The sequence below is a fragment of the Spirosoma oryzae genome, from assembly GCF_003002825.1.
Taxonomy (GTDB): Bacteria; Bacteroidota; Bacteroidia; order Cytophagales; family Spirosomataceae; genus Spirosoma; species Spirosoma oryzae.
Genome location: NZ_PVTE01000007.1, coordinates 243,535 through 263,949 on the forward strand (window position 1 = coordinate 243,535; position 20,415 = coordinate 263,949).

A 20,415-nucleotide genomic window follows, 5' to 3' on the forward strand; every position below is an offset into this window, starting at 1 on the left:
AAACTATACCGGCGATGTACTGGGCGAGTGCAGGTTCCACCGTACCCCCCGCACAAAGGCTTTTGCATGTTCCCATTTGCCCGTCAGCAGATAAGTTGCCAGGTGTTTCGGGACCACACAAACCGCGAAAAACAAGTAAAAAACAAGCTTTTGGACGGACGAACCGTGCCGACGCATAAACAGAATCCGGTTGCGGGTCAGGAAATACGTTTTCAGCGGGCTGAACTCACCAACCGACATCGACTCCTTGTGCAAAATGTAAGCCGATGGCTGATACTGAATTATAAAACCGGCGTTCCGTATCCGTTGCGACCAGTCGAGTTCTTCGTAATACAGAAAAAAACGCTCGGCAAACCGCCCGACTTGCTCGACAACCGCCCGCTTGACCAACATGGCGCAGCCGTGGGCAAAAGCCGTGGGGCTGGGTTCGTCGTAGCGGGGATCATCGGGTAGTTTGTAGCCGACCGGCACGGCCGTACCCGTCAGCATATTCATCGGATTGTAGCCCGCGTATTGCACGAGTGTTGGGTTGCTGAAGAAGCGGATCTTCGGGCAGGTGACCCCAATCCGGCTGTCGGCAGCGAACGGTTTCAGCAACTCCGTCAACAGGTCGGGATTGAGTTCGGTGTCGTTGTTGACGATAAAGAAGTAGTCTCCTTTGGCGTTGGCGATGCCCAGGTTGTTGCCGCCCGTAAAGCCGAGATTCTCCTCACTGCGAATAACCGTCAGGTTTGGGTATTGACTCGTGTCGATGCAACTGGTAAGGGCTGGCTCCGATGCGTTATCGACGACGATGATGTCAACACGGGGATGAGTCAGCAGGCGCGCCGAGTCCAGAAACTGACGGGTGACTTCCGCCTGATTGTAGTTGATGGTAACGATGGATACCAGCGGGATCGAATCGGTCAGACGTTCTCCTTCTGCCATACACTGAATAAGGTCTGCCAGATGATGTACATATCCGTTCGGAACGAAAATGTACGCGCGTATTCGATGTCAAGCGCGATGCGTTCGCTATCGGTAACGGGCCCTTCGCCCTTCGCCCGCTTCTTGATCTGCCACAAACCCGTCAGGCCGGCTGGTCCCGCGAATCGCTGGGCCGACTGGTCGGTAGTCAGCTTTTCAGCTTCGTAGAGGGGAAGTGGGCGATTGCCAACGAGCGACATGTCGCCCAGAAGAATATTGAGTAATTGCGGTAGTTCGTCGATGCTGCTGTTGCGCAGGAAAGTACCAAGCCGGGTGATCCGGGGGTCGTTCCGGAATTTCATGAATTTGGCCGCGCCTTCGGTGTCGGTCAGATAGCGCTTCTCGCAAATGACGCGCGATTGATCGAATAGCGGCTGCCGGCAACTGCTGTTCAGCAACTGACACTCGTTGCACCGGTCGTCCTGCTCGTTTTCGCTATTGTCGGACGAGTTGATTTTTTTGGCATAAATATTGCTTGCCTTCATGTCGCCGATCAAACGGTCTGCCATCGCCTTCATCGTACGAAATTTGTACATATTGAAGATGCGAAAATTGGCCCCGGCTCGTGCCGATTTATACAGAATCGGGCCCTTCGAATCCAGTTTTATCAATAGTGCCACGATCAGTAACAGGGGCGACAAAAGCAGGAGCGCTGATAGCGAAACGGCAATGTCGATGCTCCGTTTCCATAGCGGAAGGCGGAACTGATAATAGGTTGGGGGCGCACTAACGTAGACCGTTGCCAAACGCGTACTCAAATCGAGGTAATAATTAATCTTATCCTGCCAGTCGCCCGACATATTCGTAATGTCCAGTAAATCAGTGGCATAGGGCAGTGCGGAGTCTGGGGTGCCCTCGGCATTGTCAGGCGATATGATCATCAGGATCGGTACGTTCTGTTTCTGCTTGTCGGCTCGCACCAGTTGGTACACCGCTTGTATCATCGGTGCGTCGGTAACGACTAGCGCTATGTTGCTGGCATCGGCAAACCCCTGCCTGGCTTCAACCGCGTTTGTGAAGTGAACTACTTGGCAATGGGTTGATAATGAGTCAGTAAGATGATTGGCGGTAAAGCCGTCTGCTCCAATGAATGCTAAACAGGGTAGGGTTGAGGTAGTCACGAAAGAGGCTGTAAGGACAGATGTGCCGTTCCAGTGAACATCAGCACACGCTTTGCCTAAGCCCCGTGCAGCAGCTATACTATACTGCCTGCAAAGTGACGCCTGCTATTGGTTGTTACGCACTTTGCTTTACAGGATCACTGCGTCGAATCATTGACAGAACGCGTGTCTTTTGTTGCCAAAACGACTTGATATCGGGCAATAATCGAGCCGAATCAGGCTGTGAATAAGCTGATTCGTAGACTGGTGCGACTGCCCGGCGTAGCAGTGCGTGTAGTTTGGCCCGTATTTCCAGCGGGTTAAAGGGTTTTGAGGCAAAATCGTCGACGCCATTATTCAGGCACTGAATACGGGTTTCGCTGTCTGTGGCACTCGACAGCACCAATACGGGTATGTTGCACAGAAAACGGTTGTTCCGAATCAGCTTGGTTAGTTCCAGACCGTTTACGAACGGCAGGTTCAGCTCGGTCAGCACACAATCGTATCGATTTTCCTGCGTTAATAAACGGACAGCTTCTGGCCCGGTATTTGCTACGGAAATAGCGAAGTCACTCTTCAGATTTTCTACCAGTATTCCTGCTATAAATGGATTGCCGTCAACAATCAGCAAGCGTGGTTTACTATTCATTTGCAAAGTAAAGTTTCGGATCACATTGATGGGTCGTCTGTAGATTAGACTAGTAAGTCATTTCAAGGTTACTGATTTGGTGACACAAATCAGCGCAGTCGTTAGCCGCTAGAATTTGCCCAAGGCAAAAATTAGCGGCATATCGTGTTATATCGTACCTGTATACGATGTTAATAAAATCCTGTCTTTCAGTAGAGTAGTGGATACGTTTGTCCTGATCTTCTGCGTTTCCCAAGCCCGTAAATACGCAGGATTAATTTTAATCAGCTCCACCAGAAATATTCTAAACGGTAGGTCAGTGTATATTAAAAAGCTTTAATATGATTTGTGTATGTTATTGGTATTTAGCTAATTAATTGATATATAAAAGTATTTTTTTTCCTGAAAACGTATCTATAGAAGAGTCGTATTTTCTTGTAAGTTACAGATAAGTATAATAGTGTAGATATAAATAAACTAGCGTATCTGTCTTATTCTTCAGCCCTTTAGATGGCGTGAACAAGGTACTACCACAGCGGTTTACACCTTGATACATTTCCGTTATTTTTCAACGGGCCGGGTTATCCAACTGGCCGCTGTGCTTTAGCCGTATGCGTACCCGATCAATACCCGTTTGTGAAAAACTAGTGTTTTTTTTACGAAATAACTAACAAATGAAAGCTATTTGGAACGGACAGGTCATTGCGGAAAGCGACGACACCGTGATTGTCGAAAATAACCACTACTTTCCTCGTGAATCGGTGCGGGCTGACTTCATAACAAGCAGCGATACGCACACGACCTGCCCGTGGAAAGGCGTCGCTTCCTATTACAACTTACAAGTCGATGGTAAGAGTAACGCCGATGCTGCCTGGTATTACCCTGACCCAAAACCGGCCGCGCGTGAGATCGCGGGGCGTGTATCGTTCTGGAAAGGCGTTCAGGTAACGAGTTGATGATAAACATACAGCACCTGTCCAAACAGTTTGGTGGTTTCAAGGCGGTCGACGATTTATCCTTGTCGGTGGACGCCGGTGAAACGCTCGTGTTGCTCGGTACGAGCGGCTGTGGCAAGACAACGACACTCCGCATGCTGAATCGGCTGGTTGAGCCGGACGGCGGTACGATTCACATCGACGGAATCGATGTTCGGGAGCAACCGGCTCCGGAACTGCGTCGACGCATTGGCTATGTTATCCAGGATGGGGGACTATTTCCGCATTATACGGTGGCCGAAGCCATTGCCACCGTGCCCAGATTACTAAACTGGACACCGGACATCATTGATCAGCGCACCCGTGAATTACTTGATAAACTACAGTTGCCGGTAGGAAGCCTGAATCGATATCCATCTGAACTAAGCGGTGGCCAACGCCAGCGGGTAGGACTGGCACGTGCGCTGGCAGTCCGGCCACCAGTCGTGTTGATGGATGAGCCGTTTGGCGCACTCGACCCATTCACACGTCGGCACGTCAGGCGGGAGCTTTTTGGTCTGACCGAATTAAGCGAGACAACGGTCGTACTGGTTACGCATGACGTCAGCGAAGCAATCGAACTAGCCGATCGTATTGCACTCATGGATAAAGGCCGTCTTGTACAGATCGGTACTCCTGATGAACTACTCCAGCGACCGGCTAACGATTTTGTCCGTGATTTTCTGGATGATAAACCCCACCGGTTACGCGGATGAACGACTTCGTTGCCTTTGTCGGTACCCACGCTGATCAACTCCTTCGCCAGACGCTAACTCACATCGGACTGACGTTTGTTTCGTTGCTGCTGGCGCTGCTGATCGGCGTACCGCTGGGTATCTTGATTGCGCGCCATGCCCGACTGGCGAGTGTAACACTGGGCGTGGCGGGCGTGCTGCAAACGATTCCTAGCGTCGCCCTGCTGGGCTTTCTGATTCCGGTGCTGGGTATTGGTATCGGGCCGGCGCTGGTCGCTCTGTTCCTGTATGCGCTACTACCCATCATTCGGAACACCTATGTCGGTATTACGGAGGTAAGCCCGTCGGTGACGGATGCGGCTCGCGGGCTGGGAATGACCGATAATCAAATCCTGCTCAAAGTTGAACTGCCCTTAGCGTTACCTGTGCTTTTCGCCGGTATTCGTACCGCAACCGTCATTAATGTTGGCGTGGCTACCCTGGCTGCTTATGTTGCTGCTGGTGGGTTGGGTGAGTTTATTTTTGGTGGCATTGCGCTGAGTAATACCAGTATGATTCTGGCGGGTGCCATTCCGGCTGCGTTACTGGCCGTTGGGTTCGATGCTGGTCTGGCCTGGCTGCAACATCGATCGGGACGGCGCCTGCGTGTGGGCGCGGTGGTCTTTGCCCTGCTGCTGCCCATGCTATCCGGGTTTGCGCTGCTTCCGGCAGGACATGATAGGCTGGTTGCCGGGTTCGCTCATGAGTTTTATGGCCGGGCCGATGGCTATCCCGGTTTGCAGAAAACGTACGGCTTGCAGCTAACGCCTAAGCTGATCGACCAGAATCTGATGTACGAGGCCATTCACCGGGGGCAGGTCGACCTTATCAGTGGCTATTCAACCGATGGTCGTATCAAAGCGTTCGATTTACTGGTGTTGGCCGATGACCGACACGCATTTCCACCCTACGATGCCGCGCCCATCGTACGGCAGGCGGCTCTGGATCGCTACCCGGCTCTGGGAACAACGCTGAATAAATTGGCTGGTCGCTTGTCAGACTCCGTCATGACTACGTTGAATTACCAGGTCGATTACCAGAAGCAGTCGCCGGAAGCGGTGGCGCGTCAGTTTCTGCAACGGACGGGGCTGTATAAAACGCCGTCGCCGGGCGAAAGAACGCAGACGATTGTGATGGGGTCGAAGGTGTTTACCGAGCAGTATATTCTGGCCGAAATCTACCGGCAACTGATCGAGGGGCAAACACAACTACGGATGGTCACGAAGACGGGACTGGGCGGTACGCAGATTTGCTTTGATGCCCTGCGTACTGGTGCCATCGATTTTTACCCCGAATACACGGGGACGGGCCTGCTGGTCATCCTGCAACCACCAGCTGATACGTTGCGAACGATGTCGATGCAGTCCGATTCGGTCTACGCGTTTGTCGACGCGCAGTTCAGGGTTTCGTACAACATACAGTGGTTAAAACCGCTGGGGTTCAGCAACAGTTATGCGCTGATGATGCGTCGCCAGCAGGCGCAGGCATTGGGCATTCGCTCGATACCCGATCTGGTCCGTTACCTACAACGATAGCCGGCTAGTAGCGCTGGGTCAACTGGCCGGCGAAGCCTGCGCGTTTGGTTGGTGCACTGTCTTCCGGAGGACTACTGCGGCTACCAGCATGGCTACTCCACAGCCAATACCAAGCGTCGACGTCGTTATCATGGGTTGTAACTGCCCGGCCAGAAAAATGCCGATTACATCTGCCTGATTGCTTATCGCCATATAAAAAGCAAACTGTGACCCTTCGATGCCGCGTTGACACAGACTCATCAGCATCGGCAGCGCGGCAATGCTGAAGATTGGTTCGAGTGATTGACGGACCACCAGTCCGGCAGTAGCTACCGTCGGATCGTTCCAGGACGAAGCCGCCAGTGCGTACCCAATGTGCAGTATTGCCATGCCCAGCGTGGTGCCCAGCAGCATTCGTTGCGCACCAACAGTGTCGGCCAGCCACCCCCCCAACAGCGCCAGCAAAACCGCTAGTAGCGTACCATATGTGCCGCTGAGTACAGATACATCGGTGTCGGTCCAGCCCAGTTGCTGAATTAAGTGAATATTGAATGCGCGCTGGAAGAGCCGTTCGCCGATGAAGACCAGGGCGATAGCCCCAAAAATCAGCAAGGGTCGGGGCAACAGAATGGCCCGTAACAAGGTACGGAGGAGGGGGCCGAACGACCAGTCTGGTCGCGTAACCGGCAATTTGCCGGGGGCCGGGGTGGGGGTAACTATCCGGCGCTTGAACGAAACGAACGCGTCGCCGGGTTGTTCCCGGATGAAAAATGTCAGCACGGTAAAGGCCAGCAGCGTAACGGACTGGGCTATAGCCGCTAGCTGAAAACTACCGTTGCGAATCAGGTAAGCCAGTCCGGCCGCGCCGATTGCCTGCCCCACGACCATGCCGCCTTTCATAAAGGCATTGACGCGGCCCCGCTCGGCTACAGCTACAGTCGAGATGGCGAGGGCATCGACGCTGACGTCCTGCAACGATGCAAAAACGCCGTGTAATGAGAACGCAATGGCCAGCGCCGAAAACTGACTGACTGGATCACGGATGAATATGATACCGACGGATGCAATCAACGCCATGAGTTGAGCGGCCAGTACCCAGGGGCGTCGACGGCCCATAGCTGATGCCTGAAGCCGATCGACAAACGGTCCCCAGACAAACTTAAAGCCCCAGGGTAAGCCAACGATAGCGCCAAAGCTACCCAAAGCCTGCGGGGTTAATCCTTCCGCTGCGAGGTAATTGGTAACGGCGGTCAGGGCGAAACCGGAGGGCAGCCCCTGCATGACGTAGAGGTAAAAAAAAGTGCCGTAGCGCAGTGACCGTCGTTGCGACAGCGTCAGGGTAGGTAACGTCATAGGCTGTCAACCGCTTGTACGGGCCGTAGTGTTTCAGCGAATGACGTTTTGTGTACCTGTTGGTTTTGCTCAGTCAACAGGAGTTGGCGCAGACCGTTGCGTATGCATAATATAATCGGTTGGTCGGCAGGTATGAGCGACTCTGACAGTCTGCTGGTTCTACAACGTAAATGGGCATCGGTAGTAAGAAATAAAGCACCCGTTGAGGTGCTTTATTTCTTGCTGACAAACGGATTGCCGTTGATGTAATAGCGGTACGGTAAGTCGACGCCCTGCGTTAGGCCGATACGCGTCGTCGTGACCATGTCGAAATCGGTCTGAACCGGCCCACGGATGTAGATGGTACCAGTAATGAGCGAACTGTTGTTATCGCGCTGCCGGCTGATACCCAGTGCAATCGTCAGTTTGCCGGGACCGTTACAGAGGTTACGGAAACCCTTTGTGGTGCCGGGGTCGACGGTGTTGTTGCGGTAGCGTTCGAAGCCGGTCTTGAACGCTTCGTTGCGCCGATCGGCCATCAGGTCGATGCCTTCGGTTGGCTCCAGCGCCCGGATGAGTACGGCTTCCCCCACACCCTCGGGACTGGTAACGACGTTGATGCAGTTGTAGTGATTATAGATCTGGTACACGTAGAGCGTTCCGGCGGGGCCAAACATAGCTGCGTTGCGCGTTGTCTGCCGCCGATAGGCGTGACAGGCGGGGTCGCCCGTCACGTAGCCTTCTGTCTCGACAATGATGCCGGTGGTAAGGCCTTCCGGCGTTTCGTGGACCAGTTCGCAACCCAGCAGCTGTTGGGCAACGGTCAGCGTGTCGTTGTTGTAAAAAGCTGCGCCAAGCCGTTCCATCAGATCACGTTCATCGTCTGCTCCTTGATCTTCTCTAACTCGTCTTTCATCTGAACCACGAAGCGCTGAATCGTTGCGTCGTTGGCTTTCGAGCCGATGGTATTGATTTCCCGGCCGATTTCCTGCGCGATGAAGTTGAGTTTTTTGCCGTTGGCTTCTTCGGTGTTCATGACGTCGACGAAATAATCGAGGTGGTTTTTCAGCCGAACCTTCTCTTCCGAAATGTCGAACTTCTCGACGTAATAAATCAGCTCTTGTTCGAAGCGGTTCCGGTCGAAGGTTTCACTGTCGAGGAGTTCGCGCACGTTGGTCATCAGCCGCTCGCGCACCGCCGGAATCCGCAGGACGTCCTGCTTCTCGATGTCGCTCAGGCAGTTGCTGATCGTTTGAATGTATTCGCCGAATTTGCCTTCCAGCACGGCACCATCCTGCTGCCGGAACGCATTGCACCGCCGGAGAGCTTCCTGCACCGCCTGCTGCACCGCAGACCAGTCGGTCGTGTCGTCGGCGGCTTCGGTAACCTCTGTCTGGTAAACATTGGGCTGACCAAGGGCCATTTTCAGCAGGTCGCCGTCGGGGATAGTCATCAACAGGCCAGCCGCCGATTCGCGGATGTCGTTGACATAAGCTGTCAGCAGGGGGCGGTTGATAACAACGCCCGGCTTCACCGACTGCGTACGGGTAACGCTGACGGACAACTCGACTTTCCCACGCTCAAGCTGCTGCGTAACCAGGGCGCGCAGTTCGATTTCCTTGTCGGCGTACTGCCGGGGCAGGCGGCAGAAAATATCCAGAAATTTAGAGTTCAGCGTCTTTACTTCGGCGGTAACGGACAGGCTACCGGTTTCTATGGTCGCGTTGCCGAAACCGGTCATTGACTTAAGCATACGAATGGAGTTACAAGGTTGTAAAGTTGGATGGTTGTAGCGTTAGCCAGTTGTAAAGTTGCATGGTTGTCGTGTTGTAAAGTTGCCATTCAGCAGCCAGGACGAGTCAGCCCCGGCGGGAAACCGCAACTCTACAGCGCTGCAACTCTGAAACTTTATAACTATCCAACTTTATAACTTTATTTAAGGGCATTGGCAGCCAGTTCGGCGTATTCCTTGCGCTGCCGGGCCACGTCGATGGCCGTGTAGATAGCCTGCATCATGGATGTCTCATCGGCCAGATTTTTTCCCGCAATATCATAAGCGGTGCCGTGGTCGGGGGAGGTCCGTACGGCTGGCATACCGGCCGTGAAGTTGACGCCTTCCTCAAACGCAATCGATTTGAACGGGATCAGTCCCTGATCGTGGTACATCGCGAGTACCGCGTCGAACTTGCCGTAACTGCGCGTACCGAAGAAGCCATCGGCCGGGTAAGGGCCAAACACCAGCTGCCCTTTGTTGCGCAGGTCATTCAGCAACGGCTTGATGATGTCCTGCTCTTCGTTGCCCAGCAGCCCTTCTTCTCCTGCATGGGGGTTAAGGCCCAGCACCGCAATTTTCGGCTTTTCGATACCGAAATCCTGCTTCAGCGACTGCATCATCAGGTTCAGTTTCTGCAAAATCCGCTCGCGGGTAACGTTTTGCCGTACCCGGCCCAGCGGTACGTGGCCCGTAACGACGCCCACGCGCAACTGCTCGCTGACCATGAACATCAGGTTGTCGGCAACGCCAAACTGCTCGGCGAGGTATTCGGTATGACCCGGAAATTTAAACTCCTCAGACTGAATGTTGTATTTGTTGATCGGAGCCGTTACGAGCGCGTCGATCTTCCCTTCTTTCAGATCGTCTACGGCGCGTTGCAGGCAGGCGAAGGCCGCTTGCCCCGCTTCGGGTGTCACCTGACCGGGCTGAATTTCCTGCTGCTGATCGGGCCAGCACGTGATGACGTTCGTCATCTTATGGCTGATCTGCGAAATGCTGGGGGCTCCGTTGAGGTTCCAGTCTTTCATGTCCAGCAAATTCCGATACCGGTTCATGATGCGCATCGACCCATAAATGACCGGCGTACATAGCTTTTGCAGGCGGTTGTACTGAAGGGCTTTCAGGATTACCTCCGGCCCGATACCGTTGTAGTCGCCCATCGAGATACCGATCACCAGCCGGTTATCACCCGGTTGACCGCCGTCGCGGTCGGCGCGGCTGGCCTGATCGTCGGATTCATTGACGGAAGCGTCACGCTGCCGGGACTCGCGTTGCCGGTTTTCCGGATTTCCGTTTTCCCGGTCACGACCCGACTGCTCCCGATTGCGCGGCTCCTGCTTGTCGGTCTCCCGTGCCTGACTGGCTTGCTCCCGATTGCGCGGTTCCTGACTGTTCGCATCGCGTTCGCGATTCGCCTGCCGGTCGCCAGTGCGTTGGTTTTGGGCGGGTCGCTGATTGGTTTCGCGGGTTTGCTGGTCGCGGGTATCGTCGGAACGGCGTCCGTTGTCTCGTTGCGGCCGGCTATCTTTCTGCACCATGTCGTGCCGTCCGTTCTGCCGGTTGTCGCGCCCGTTGTTGTCGCCCTGCGTAAACTCACGGCGGGGTTGCCCACGCCGGCCTCCTTCGCGCGGATTGGCTGGGGTGTTTTCAGCGGGGGCAGGCTGGGCAGTTGGCTCCACCGGGGCAGATGCGGTGGGCTGGGTAGCCTCTATATCGACCGATGAGTTGGGCAAGGGCACCAACGAATCGGGTGTACTATCTTCAGATTGGCGTTGTTCCATCTACTTTTGCTAGTTTCGCCAGGTGTTTAGCTACTAAACCAATTGAGGTACCCAATGGGTTACCGACGATTGGCGATTTTCCTGTTTCATCGATAAAGCCGCAAGGTACGAAAACCCGACGGATGTCCCAGATTCCCTTCTCTCTTCTGATTGTCGACGAAATGCACCCGTCGCTGTTTACCATGCTCGACAACGCTGGCTTCGCCTACAGCTACCAGCCGACCTTGACCCGGGCCGACATACTGACAACGATCGGTGCCTACCAGGGGCTGATTATTCGCAGTAAAACCACCGTCGATGCGGACCTGCTGGCGCATGCCCCGGCCCTGCAACTGATCGGGCGGGCGGGTGCCGGGCTTGACCTGATTGATCTGGACGTGGTCAAGCAGCGAGGCATTCAGGTATTTCATGCCGGTACCGGCAACCGCGATGCCGTGGGCGAGCATGTCGTTGGTATGTTGCTGGGCCTGATTGCCAATATCGTGAAGGCCGACCGGGAAGTGCGGCAGGGCGTCTGGGACCGCGAAGGTAACCGGGGCTACGAACTGGGTAGTATGACGGTCGGCATTGTCGGGTACGGCAATAACGGACAGGCCACCGCCCGTCGGCTTAGCGGCTTCGGCTGCCGGGTACTGTGCTACGACAAATACCGGACAAGCTATAGCGATGCGTTTGCGCAGGAAGCGTCGATGGGCCAATTGCTCGAAGAAGCCGATGTACTGAGCCTGCACATCCCGCTGACCGACGAAACCCGGACGCTGATTGATGACAACCTCATTCAGCAGGCGAGTAAACCGTTTTACCTGATCAATGCCGCCCGGGGGGAAATCGCGTCGCTGTCGGCAGTGGTGCGGGGACTGGAGAGTGGTAAACTGCGCGGAGCCTGTCTGGACGTACTGGAAAACGAAAAACTCGGCAAACTGACACCCGAGCAGCAGACGGCTTTCGACTACCTGCGCCAGTCAGACAAAGTTGTGCTGACCCCCCACGTAGCGGGCTGGACCCATGAAAGCTACGTCCGAATCAACGAGGTACTCGTTCAGCAGCTAAGTCAGGCACTGGCTGAGTAAACACGATTTTGAAAAAGCCCGGAACACCTGCCGACCCGTAGGTGTTCCGGGCTTTTTTACGTTATAGACGATTAAAGACATATTAAGTGCAAGCCACATAGGCTATTTGCCCAACTTTATCTACGTCGATTCGCATATGTGTGAAAAGAAGCTAGCATATTTGATATACTCTATCAATTAAATAACAGAATTCCCTAATCAACTAACTTCATCCTTTAATGATTAAACAACTACGAGCAGGAAGCTTGGTGGTTTTGCTGTGCGGAACGCTGTTAAGCGTTCCCAGGGACGCTAGTGCGCAGACGCCAACCAAGGAAGCGGCCCGCGTGGCCAAAATGACGCCCGATCTGCTGGCGGTGATGAAGGGTAGGCCAAGTACCAACGGTCGCATGGCGGCACCGGGGCCCGGCGGGTCTGCTGATGACTACGTAATTGTTGACGGAGCTGTTGCCATTGAAGGCGTAGCGGTCGATCAGCGCGGGGATGCCCTGCTGGCGCAGCTACAGGCGCTGGGCCTGCGCGAAGGCGTCGCCTTCAAAAGCATGATTTTCGGTTACCTCCCCATCGACAGACTCGATGAGCTGAAGGATGTATCCGGCCTGCACTACGCCCGGCCTTATTACAAACCCATCAACAACGCGGGTAAGGTCACGTCGCAGGGCGACAAAAGCCTGCGGGCCGACGTCGCTCGGGCAACCTATAGCGTAACCGGAGCCGGTTCTAAAGTTGGCGTTATCTCTGATACCTACAACGCGCTGAAAGGAGCCGCTGCCGGTGTGGCTTCGGGCGATCTACCCGCCGAAGGCGTGCAGGTTATCGACGATTTACCGTCAGGAACTGATGAGGGGCGTGCCATGGCCGAGATCGTACACGATGTAGCGCCCGGCGCTGCCATTGCGTTCAACACGGCTTTCCGTGGTCAGGCTGGTTTTGCTAAAGGGATTATCGACTTAGCCAATGCGGGCTGTAACATCATTGTAGACGACGTCATCTACTTTGCGGAACCCTTCTTTCAGGATGGTATCATCGGGCAGGCAGTCGATCAGGTGGTAACTAACAACAATGTCAGCTATTTCTCGTCGGCTGGTAACCAGGGGCGGGCGTCGTACATGAGTCAGTTTCGCAATTCGGGTATTGTCTTACCCGGTTACGGGGTTGCGCACGACTTTGGTGGGGGCGATATTTACCAGAAAGTGACCATCCCGACGGGCGGCACGATCCGGCTGTCGTTTCAGTGGGATGACCCGTTTCGATCGGTGAGCGGAGGAACTGGCGCAAAGACGGATCTCGACATCCTGATATACCGGGGAAACTCACTTGTTTCTTCTAGTGCTTCTGACAATATTTTTAGTGGTGACCCTGTCGAAATAACGGGCACGTATACCAACACTACCGGTGCTCCGCTGGAAGTCAATGTCGTGATTGTGAAATACGCCGGTCCTGATCCGGGCACGATCCGTTGGGTTAACGTCGGGAGCCGAACCAGTATCGTCGAATACAATACGCAAACGGGGGCTTCCTTCGGGCACAGTAATGCGACACGGGCTATCTGCGTAGGGGCGGCCCCCTATTTCAGCACACCAGCGTACAACAGCCAGCTATCGACAGCCGTGATCGAAACGTTTTCGTCGGCGGGAGGTGTCCCCATTTACTTCGACGCTACGGGGCAGCGGATCAATGGAACAACGGGTGTTACGCGGCAAAAGCCCGAGATTACGGCGGTCGATGGCGGCAACAACACCTTCTTCGGCAATGACTACGAACCCGATGGTTTCCCGAACTTCTTCGGTACGTCGGCGGCTGCGCCACACGCGGCTGCTGTCGCTGCGCTGATGCAGGAGCGTGCCGGTAATAGACTGTCGCCCGCGCAGGTATTGGCCACGATGCAGCAGACCGCCCTCGATATGGATGATCCGGTGACGCCGGGCTTCGATACGGGCTTCGACTTCGGTACGGGCTACGGATTCGTTCAGGCCGACAAGGCGCTCCAAACGCTGGGTGGCAGCACGCTGGTTATCACGGGGGTCAATACGCTGAGCTGCGTCAGTACCTCGGAAACGGAGCGGCAACTAACGTTCAACCCGCAGTACAGCGGCTCGAATGGACAGCCCATTGCGTTTCGGGTTGTTAACGAAAAAGACGCGACGACTGATGTAGGTCCGTACACGATACGGATGTACACCGATAATCCAGTTATTACGTTGCGTGCCGAGCAGGCTGGTGCAGCGGGTATAGCGTCGTTTAGCTATAATTGGCTGGCGGCCTGTACTACCGCTACGACAACCAATCAGCCACCGGTATTCAACGGCGTACCGACACTGAGCGGAACGATCAATACGGCGTTTCGTTATGCAATACCCGCTACCGCCTTTACCGATCCTGAAGGGCAACCCATGACGTTTGCTATGACGAACCTGCCCGCCGGGCTGGTATTCGACGTGCCGACGCGTGTTATTAGCGGTACGCCCCAGCAGCTTGGTACAACCCATGCGGCACTAACGGCCACCGATCCGTCGGGTGCGACTACGTCGGGTACGGTGACAATTAGTGTCAGCGATCCAGCACCAACACCAGCCGATCCGGCATCGCTGACAATCACCAGCTTTACCTGCAATACCCTTTCGACGAATCGATTCAGTGTCGATTTCGTCGTTGGCTACAGCAACGGCACGTTTACACCGGCGTTGCCCGCGCTGTTTATGAACGGGGTGACGGGTGATGGCCAGTTGGGCGTTCGCTACACTTATTTCTACGACGAGAATCAGTACATACTGCCGATTCAGGATCAGGCGACCCGGTCGACGTACTTCGTCTGGAATTTCCGGGCTGCCTGCGGTAGTGCACCTGTTGCCAACCGCCCGCCCGTCTTCAACGGAACCACGGCGCAGTCGGGCGTGGTAGGCGTACCATTTAGTTATACGCTACCGGCTACAACGTTCACCGATCCAGACGGACAGGTCGGCCTGACGTATACCGCTGCCAGCCTGCCGCCCGGCCTGACGTTTACGGCGTCGACACGCGTCATTCGCGGCACACCCACAACCGCTGGTCAGTATACGGTTCAGCTTACGGCCCGTGATCCGGGTGCCCTGACAGCAAGGGGAACGCTGCCAATCACGATCACACAAACAGCACCGGTGACCTTTGCCATTACAAGCGTAAACACAACCGGTTGTGAGCGGCTGTCACCGTCGCTAAGGCTCGTCACGTTTACGCCACAATACGCAGGTGCGTCGGGGGCACCGATTATGTTCCATGCCGTAAACGAGGCAATGCCAACGACGAACGCGGGCCCCTATTCACTGAATCTGTACACCGATAATCCAACTATTCTGCTTCGTGCCGAACAGGATGGCACGGTTACGACCTATACCTATAACTGGCTGGCCGTCTGCACGGCGAATAGTCGCCTGGGTGTGTCGGAGACCCGGGAAGCACTGGATGTCGCGGTACTGGCCAATCCAAGCGCGGGCGAAACCATCGAGGTGGAAATACGGGGTGCGTCGGGTCAGCCGCTCGAATGGCAGTTGGTCGACGAGCGCGGACAGGCGGTAAGCCGCAGTAGCGTGAAACAAGCTGCGACGGTTGAGCGGCAAACGGTGAAACTGGGTCGTCAGCTTGGTGTGTATCTGTTGACTGTCAGTACGCCGGAGCAAACCAAAACGGTTCGTGTGCTGAAAAACTAACCCGTACTGGGTGCGCGGAAAAGCAGCGATTTCGGCCGGGTCCGGGATCGCTGCTTTTTTATGCCGTATTCTCAAAATTCGTTGACTTAGGCCAACCTTTCAGACTCAGGCCGGTTGTTATAGAGGACTTATTTCTTGCACTGTAAAACGAATCAACGGTTATGAATTTTATCAAAGTAGGCACCGATGCCTCTGGCAACGACATCGAAGTATTTTACCAGGATCTGGGAACCGGTCGCCCCGTCGTACTGATCCATGGCTGGCCCCTGAGCAGCCAACTCTGGGATTACCAACTGGCAGAATTACCGAAGCATAACCTGCGGGTAATTGCGTACGACCGCCGTGGTTTCGGCAAATCGTCGCAACCCTGGGACGGCTACAACTACGACACCTTTGCCGACGACCTGAAAGCGGTACTCGATACGCTGGACCTGCAAAACGTAACACTCGTCGGTATGTCGATGGGTGGGGGCGAAGTAGCACGCTACATGAGCCGTCACGGTGGTGCCCGGGTATCGAAAGTCGTATTTCTGAGTGCGATCACGCCATACCTGCTCAAAACGGATGACAATCCGGATGGTGTCGATGGCGATGTATTCGACGACATGAAGGAAAAACTGACCAAAGACCGGGCCGACTTCCTGCAAACGTTTGGTAAGCAGTTCTATGGTATGGGCTTCCTCGATAAGCCGGTCAGTCAGGCGCAACTAGACGGCGATTTCGCCCGCGCCTATGCCGCCAGTCAAAAAGCAACGGTCGATTGCGTAACGGCCTTCGCGGAAACGGACTTCCGCGACGACCTGGCGCAGATTCACGTACCTACCCTGATTATTCACGGCGATGCCGACAAAGTCGTGCCCATCGAAGCCTCGGCTGAACGTACGGCTGCGGCACTGCCCAACGCAGAATATATTGTCTATGAAGGGGCTCCGCACGGCCTGGTCGTGAGCGAGAAAGACCGGGTGATCGAAGACCTGCTGAGCTTTATTCAGGAAGGTGTTTCGGTACGCGAGCCTATCGGCACTACGACGCTGTATTAAGTCGGTTTACGGTTTACGGAAGTCGGTTCTCGGTAGTTTGCATACCCATAAATTATTAACCGAAAACTGCTCTCTGAAAACCGTAAACGGCAGAAACGCAACGACCCCGGCCAGTTGGTCGGGGTCGTTGCGTTTCTACAATTGCCGATAGGTTTTGACGTAGCCGGATGGAGTAAGTCCGGTAATGTCTTTGAACTGCCGGTTGAAATTGGAGAGTGTACGAAAACCGCTTTCGTAGCTTACCTGGGTAATACTCAGCGGTGTATTCATCAGTAACTTGCAGGCATGCCCGATGCGTACTTCCGAGACAAACTCAGAGAACGTCTTATTCGCCCGCGCCTTAAAATAGCGGCAGAAGGCCGGGGCCGTCATCCCCGCCAGATCCGCCACGGTTTCCAGACTCAGCTCCTCGGGAAAGTGATTCAGGACGTAGTCGTGCACGACCTGCATGCGGTGATAGATATTCCGATCAGCTTCTTCCGGTCGCAGGCTGTTCACATACGTTGCGCTGGCCAGCAACTGATAATCATCACTCTCGGCCAGTTCGTTGAGTAGCGTCAGCAAGTTCATCAGCCGGCTGAAACTAACCGGCTGCGCTACCAGCTTCGTTAGCGACGATACCGCCCGGTTATGCGTCTGATTCGACCAGGTCAACCCGTGCCGGGCGTTCGCCAGCAACTGCCGAATCGCGCTCATCTCCTGCTTTTCAAAAAAGCTGTCACCCAGAAAGTCTTCCGGAAAATAGACAACGATACCCTGCGTTGATAAGGTCGAATGGCGATCGAAGTAGGGCTGGTCACTGCGCCACAGGTGCGGCAAATTGGGTCCGAGAAATACCAGATCGCCGGGGCCGAATGTGCTGATCGAATCACCAATGAAGCGGGTTCCCGTGCCTTCCCTGACCAGAAAAAGCTGGTAGTGGGGATGAAAATGCCAGTTCGGGTCGAAGTACGGTTCAACGAGTTCTTTCACCAGAAAAGAAGCCGCAACGGGTTCAAGCTCTTTGCGTAGTGGCTGACGCATGATTTGTGCTTTTATTGCTAAGGGCAAGGGCTAATAGTGCCTTCTTGTGCAAATATATAGTCATTATTTGCCAAAAAAGGCCTTACACCTTATTCGGGCATAAATTAATTTTGTTTACTTATTCAGTGACTGACTATGACTAAACTTGGAATGAACTTGTTTGCCTGGACAGCTGCAACGCACGAGTATCTCAGTGATACACTAAGCTACCTGCGGCAGACCGGGTTTGACTTCGTTGAATTACCCATCGGTGATACAGACGCTGGGCCGGCTGTACTGTCGAAGTGGGAGCGTATCGGGCAGCAGGCATCCACGCTGGGACTGGGTGTACAAACCTGCGCCATTCTACCACCTGATCGCAGCCTGATTAGTCCCGACAACGAGCAGCGGCAGGCTGGTATTTCGTACCTGCGGGCTATGGTCGACTGTTCGGCAGCCGCCGGTTCTACGATTCTGATGGGTCCGCTCTACGCGGGCTTTTGTGTTTTTACCGGTAAGCCTGCTACCGACGAGGAGTGGAACTGGTCGGTAAAGGCGATGCGGGAGGTGGCCGAGTATGCCGAGACAAAAGGAGTCGTGCTGGCGATCGAATACCTGAATCGGTTTGAGACGTACCTGCTTACCTGCGCCGACGAACTCGTGCGCTACGTCGAAGCCGTTAATCATCCCTACTGCCGGGCTGCCTTCGATACGTTTCATGCCAACATCGAAGAGAAACGGATCGGGGAAGCTATCCGCAAAGTCGCGCCCTATCTGGTTCACGTACAGATTTCGGAAAACGATCGCTCAACGCCGGGGCAGGGACACATTAATTTCGAGGAGGTTTTCGCGGCCTTGCAGGACGCTGGCTACGAAGGCCCCATCGCCATCGAAGCGTTCGGTATCAACCCGCCCGACCTGGCCGCTGCCACGCACATTTTCCGCCCCATGTTCGACTCCCCGGAGCAACTGGCCGCCGACGGACTACAATTTTTAAAAGGTAGAATGATTGAGTTGTTGAATAATTGAATCGCCAACGTCGGTCCAGCTAATCAATCATTCCGTCACTCATTAATTCAATCACTATGCTAAACGTTGCTATTGTTGGTCTCGGGTTCGGGGCCGAATTTATCCCTATCTACCAGCGCCATCCACAGGCCAATATGTACGCCATCTGCCAGCGTAACGTCGAGAATCTAAATAAGATCGGCGATGCGTATGGCATCGAGGTACGCTACAGCAGCTACGACGAACTACTGGCTGACCCGAAGGTCGATGCGGTTCACATCAATTCGCCTATCCCCAACCATGCCGAACAAACGTTGAAAGCGTTGCGGGCCGGTAAGCACGTCGCCTGTACGGTGCCGATGGCGACATCGGTCGACGATTGCAAAGCCATTGTGCAGGCCTGCAAGGAAAGCGGCAAGAAATACATGATGATGGAAACGGTGGTCTACAGTCGCGAGTTTCTGTACGTCAAGGAGTTGTACGAAACGGGCGAGCTGGGTAAAGTTCAGTTTCTGAAAGCCAGCCACCAGCAGGATATGGACGGCTGGCCCGATTACTGGCCGGGCTTGCCACCGATGCACTACGCTACGCACTGCGTCGGGCCGGTCGCGGGGCTGCTCCGGCTCCAGGCGGATTACGTATCGTGCTTCGGCTCGGGAACGATCCGCGAAGAACTAGCGAAGATTCACAATTCGCCCTTCGCCGTCGAATCGGCGCACATCAAGTTCAAAGACAGTGACCTGTCGGCGTACGTCTACCGGTCGCTGTTCGACGTGGCGCGGCAGTACCGCGAAAGCTTCGAGGTATACGGCGATAAAAAGTCATTTGAATGGCAGCTGATCGAGGATGAGCAGCCCGTAATTCACACAGCTAAGAAACCCGAACCGGAGATTCCCGAAAAGGTAACCGTTCCCGATTACGCGCACTACCTGCCGGAAGAAATTCAGCGGTTTACGACAAAAGGCGTGTACGATGCCGATGAAACCCAGCACCTGTCGTTCACGCAGGGTGGCGGGCATGGTGGTTCGCACCCGCACATGGTACACGAGTTCGTATCGGCGATTGTCGAAGATCGTGATCCGTTCCCCAACGCGGCTCAGTCGGCCAACTGGACAAGCGTCGGTATCCTGGCGCATGAGTCAGCCCTACGCGGTGGCGAAATCATGAAACTTCCGGACTTTGATTAGTTGCTAGTTCGTGGTTTGTGGTTTGTAGTTGGCTGGCGCGAAGCCATTTCACCGGAGAAACGACAAACCACAAACTACAGACCCAATGATTGAACTGGTACTCGAACGGATAACCCCGGCCGATCCGGCTGCGGGACGGGCAATGACCGAGCATTACGCGATCGTAGAAACGGTCTCAGGGCAAAGCGTCGGGACGATTCGGTTACGGTTGAGCGATACGGACGATATTCGGTTGTACGCTGGGCATGTCGGCTACCGGGTTAATGAAGCATACCGGGGAAATCACTACGCGCAACAAGCGTGCATGCTGCTAAAAGCGCGCGCATTAGAACACGGTTTTAGCGAACTTTGGATTACCTGCGATCCTGACAACTGGCCGTCCCGCCGAACGTGTGAACGCATCGGTGCCAGACTGGTCGAGATTATTGATCTGCCGGAAGAGCTGGACATGTATCAGGACGGCGAACGGCAGAAATGCCGGTATCTGTGGCAGCTTGACTGACTACTAGCTTAGGCAACGACGATGAAGCTGATTACACCGTAAACACCGTAAGTAGATACGAATTGGGTTAGTCGGGTAGAGACGTATCTGGCTAATCAATAACCAACAGTGCCTTTA

The 20,415-nt window shown here is 54.6% G+C and carries 17 protein-coding genes; 9 read left to right on the plus strand and 8 right to left on the minus strand.

Annotation, left to right across the window (positions count from 1 at the left end; translation table 11 throughout):
* Positions 1 to 3 precede the first annotated feature (3 nt).
* From CLV58_RS10365 to CLV58_RS10375, 3 genes are all read right to left on the minus strand, one after another.
* Entirely contained in the window at positions 4 to 927 is a 924-nt protein-coding gene (locus CLV58_RS10365) for a glycosyltransferase family 2 protein (RefSeq protein ID WP_106137720.1), read from the minus strand.
* A complete protein-coding gene (locus CLV58_RS10370) occupies positions 906 to 1,910 on the minus strand; it encodes a sugar transferase (RefSeq protein WP_281257898.1) in 1,005 nt (334 codons plus the stop codon). Before CLV58_RS10370 ends, CLV58_RS10365 begins: the two co-directional genes overlap by 22 nt.
* 292 nt (positions 1,911 to 2,202) lie before the next feature.
* The gene (locus CLV58_RS10375) at positions 2,203 to 2,715 is read right to left on the minus strand and encodes a response regulator transcription factor (RefSeq protein ID WP_106137721.1); all 513 of its coding nucleotides are present in this window, start codon (positions 2,713 to 2,715) and stop codon (positions 2,203 to 2,205) included.
* Positions 2,716 to 3,368: 653 nt separating this feature from the next.
* Between CLV58_RS10375 and CLV58_RS10380 the strand changes: the two genes are divergently transcribed.
* From CLV58_RS10380 to CLV58_RS10390, 3 genes are read left to right on the plus strand one after another with little or no spacing between them, the layout of a single operon-like run.
* Positions 3,369 to 3,650: a DUF427 domain-containing protein gene (locus tag CLV58_RS10380; protein WP_106137722.1), complete on the plus strand. Its 282-nt coding sequence runs from the start codon at positions 3,369 to 3,371 to the stop codon at positions 3,648 to 3,650.
* Positions 3,650 to 4,384: an ABC transporter ATP-binding protein gene (locus CLV58_RS10385; RefSeq protein ID WP_106137723.1), complete on the plus strand. Its 735-nt coding sequence runs from the start codon at positions 3,650 to 3,652 to the stop codon at positions 4,382 to 4,384. Before CLV58_RS10380 ends, CLV58_RS10385 begins: the two co-directional genes overlap by 1 nt.
* Positions 4,381 to 5,937: an ABC transporter permease/substrate-binding protein gene (locus CLV58_RS10390; protein WP_106137724.1), complete on the plus strand. Its 1,557-nt coding sequence runs from the start codon at positions 4,381 to 4,383 to the stop codon at positions 5,935 to 5,937. Before CLV58_RS10385 ends, CLV58_RS10390 begins: the two co-directional genes overlap by 4 nt.
* A gap of 18 nt (positions 5,938 to 5,955) precedes the next feature.
* On the opposite strand, the gene CLV58_RS10395 is transcribed toward CLV58_RS10390, so the two are convergent.
* From CLV58_RS10395 to pdxA, 4 genes are all read right to left on the minus strand, one after another.
* Entirely contained in the window at positions 5,956 to 7,269 is a 1,314-nt protein-coding gene (locus CLV58_RS10395; protein ID WP_106137725.1) for an MFS transporter, read from the minus strand.
* A gap of 212 nt (positions 7,270 to 7,481) precedes the next feature.
* Entirely contained in the window at positions 7,482 to 8,114 is a 633-nt protein-coding gene (locus tag CLV58_RS10400) for a DNA-3-methyladenine glycosylase (protein ID WP_106137726.1), read from the minus strand.
* Complete coding sequence (locus CLV58_RS10405; RefSeq protein ID WP_106137727.1) at positions 8,114 to 9,001, minus strand: YicC/YloC family endoribonuclease; 888 nt, start codon at positions 8,999 to 9,001, stop codon at positions 8,114 to 8,116. Before CLV58_RS10405 ends, CLV58_RS10400 begins: the two co-directional genes overlap by 1 nt.
* Before the next feature lie 179 nt (positions 9,002 to 9,180).
* Positions 9,181 to 10,803, minus strand: coding sequence for a 4-hydroxythreonine-4-phosphate dehydrogenase PdxA (gene pdxA, locus CLV58_RS10410; protein WP_106137728.1), 1,623 nt, complete (start codon positions 10,801 to 10,803; stop codon positions 9,181 to 9,183).
* A gap of 122 nt (positions 10,804 to 10,925) precedes the next feature.
* Between pdxA and CLV58_RS10415 the strand changes: the two genes are divergently transcribed.
* From CLV58_RS10415 to CLV58_RS10425, 3 genes are all read left to right on the plus strand, one after another.
* Positions 10,926 to 11,873, plus strand: a complete 948-nt coding sequence (locus CLV58_RS10415; RefSeq protein ID WP_106137729.1) for a 2-hydroxyacid dehydrogenase — start codon at positions 10,926 to 10,928, stop codon at positions 11,871 to 11,873.
* 218 nt (positions 11,874 to 12,091) lie between these two features.
* Complete coding sequence (locus CLV58_RS10420; protein WP_106137730.1) at positions 12,092 to 15,559, plus strand: putative Ig domain-containing protein; 3,468 nt, start codon at positions 12,092 to 12,094, stop codon at positions 15,557 to 15,559.
* A 161-nt stretch (positions 15,560 to 15,720) separates the two neighbouring features.
* Positions 15,721 to 16,599, plus strand: a complete 879-nt coding sequence (locus tag CLV58_RS10425; RefSeq protein WP_106137731.1) for an alpha/beta fold hydrolase — start codon at positions 15,721 to 15,723, stop codon at positions 16,597 to 16,599.
* Between the two features lie 135 nt (positions 16,600 to 16,734).
* Here the strand turns inward: CLV58_RS10425 and CLV58_RS10430 are convergent, their stop codons facing one another.
* On the minus strand, positions 16,735 to 17,622 hold the full coding sequence (locus CLV58_RS10430) for an AraC family transcriptional regulator (RefSeq protein ID WP_106137732.1): 888 nt from the start codon (positions 17,620 to 17,622) through the stop codon (positions 16,735 to 16,737).
* A 135-nt stretch (positions 17,623 to 17,757) separates the two neighbouring features.
* Between CLV58_RS10430 and CLV58_RS10435 the strand changes: the two genes are divergently transcribed.
* The 3 genes from CLV58_RS10435 (at position 17,758) to CLV58_RS10445 (ending at position 20,298) form a co-directional block, all read left to right on the plus strand.
* On the plus strand, positions 17,758 to 18,630 hold the full coding sequence (locus CLV58_RS10435) for a sugar phosphate isomerase/epimerase family protein (protein WP_106137733.1): 873 nt from the start codon (positions 17,758 to 17,760) through the stop codon (positions 18,628 to 18,630).
* 56 nt (positions 18,631 to 18,686) lie between these two features.
* The gene (locus CLV58_RS10440) at positions 18,687 to 19,796 is read left to right on the plus strand and encodes a Gfo/Idh/MocA family protein (protein ID WP_106137734.1); all 1,110 of its coding nucleotides are present in this window, start codon (positions 18,687 to 18,689) and stop codon (positions 19,794 to 19,796) included.
* Positions 19,797 to 19,881: 85 nt separating this feature from the next.
* Complete coding sequence (locus CLV58_RS10445) at positions 19,882 to 20,298, plus strand: GNAT family N-acetyltransferase (protein WP_106137735.1); 417 nt, start codon at positions 19,882 to 19,884, stop codon at positions 20,296 to 20,298.
* The last annotated feature ends 117 nt before the right edge of the window (positions 20,299 to 20,415 follow it).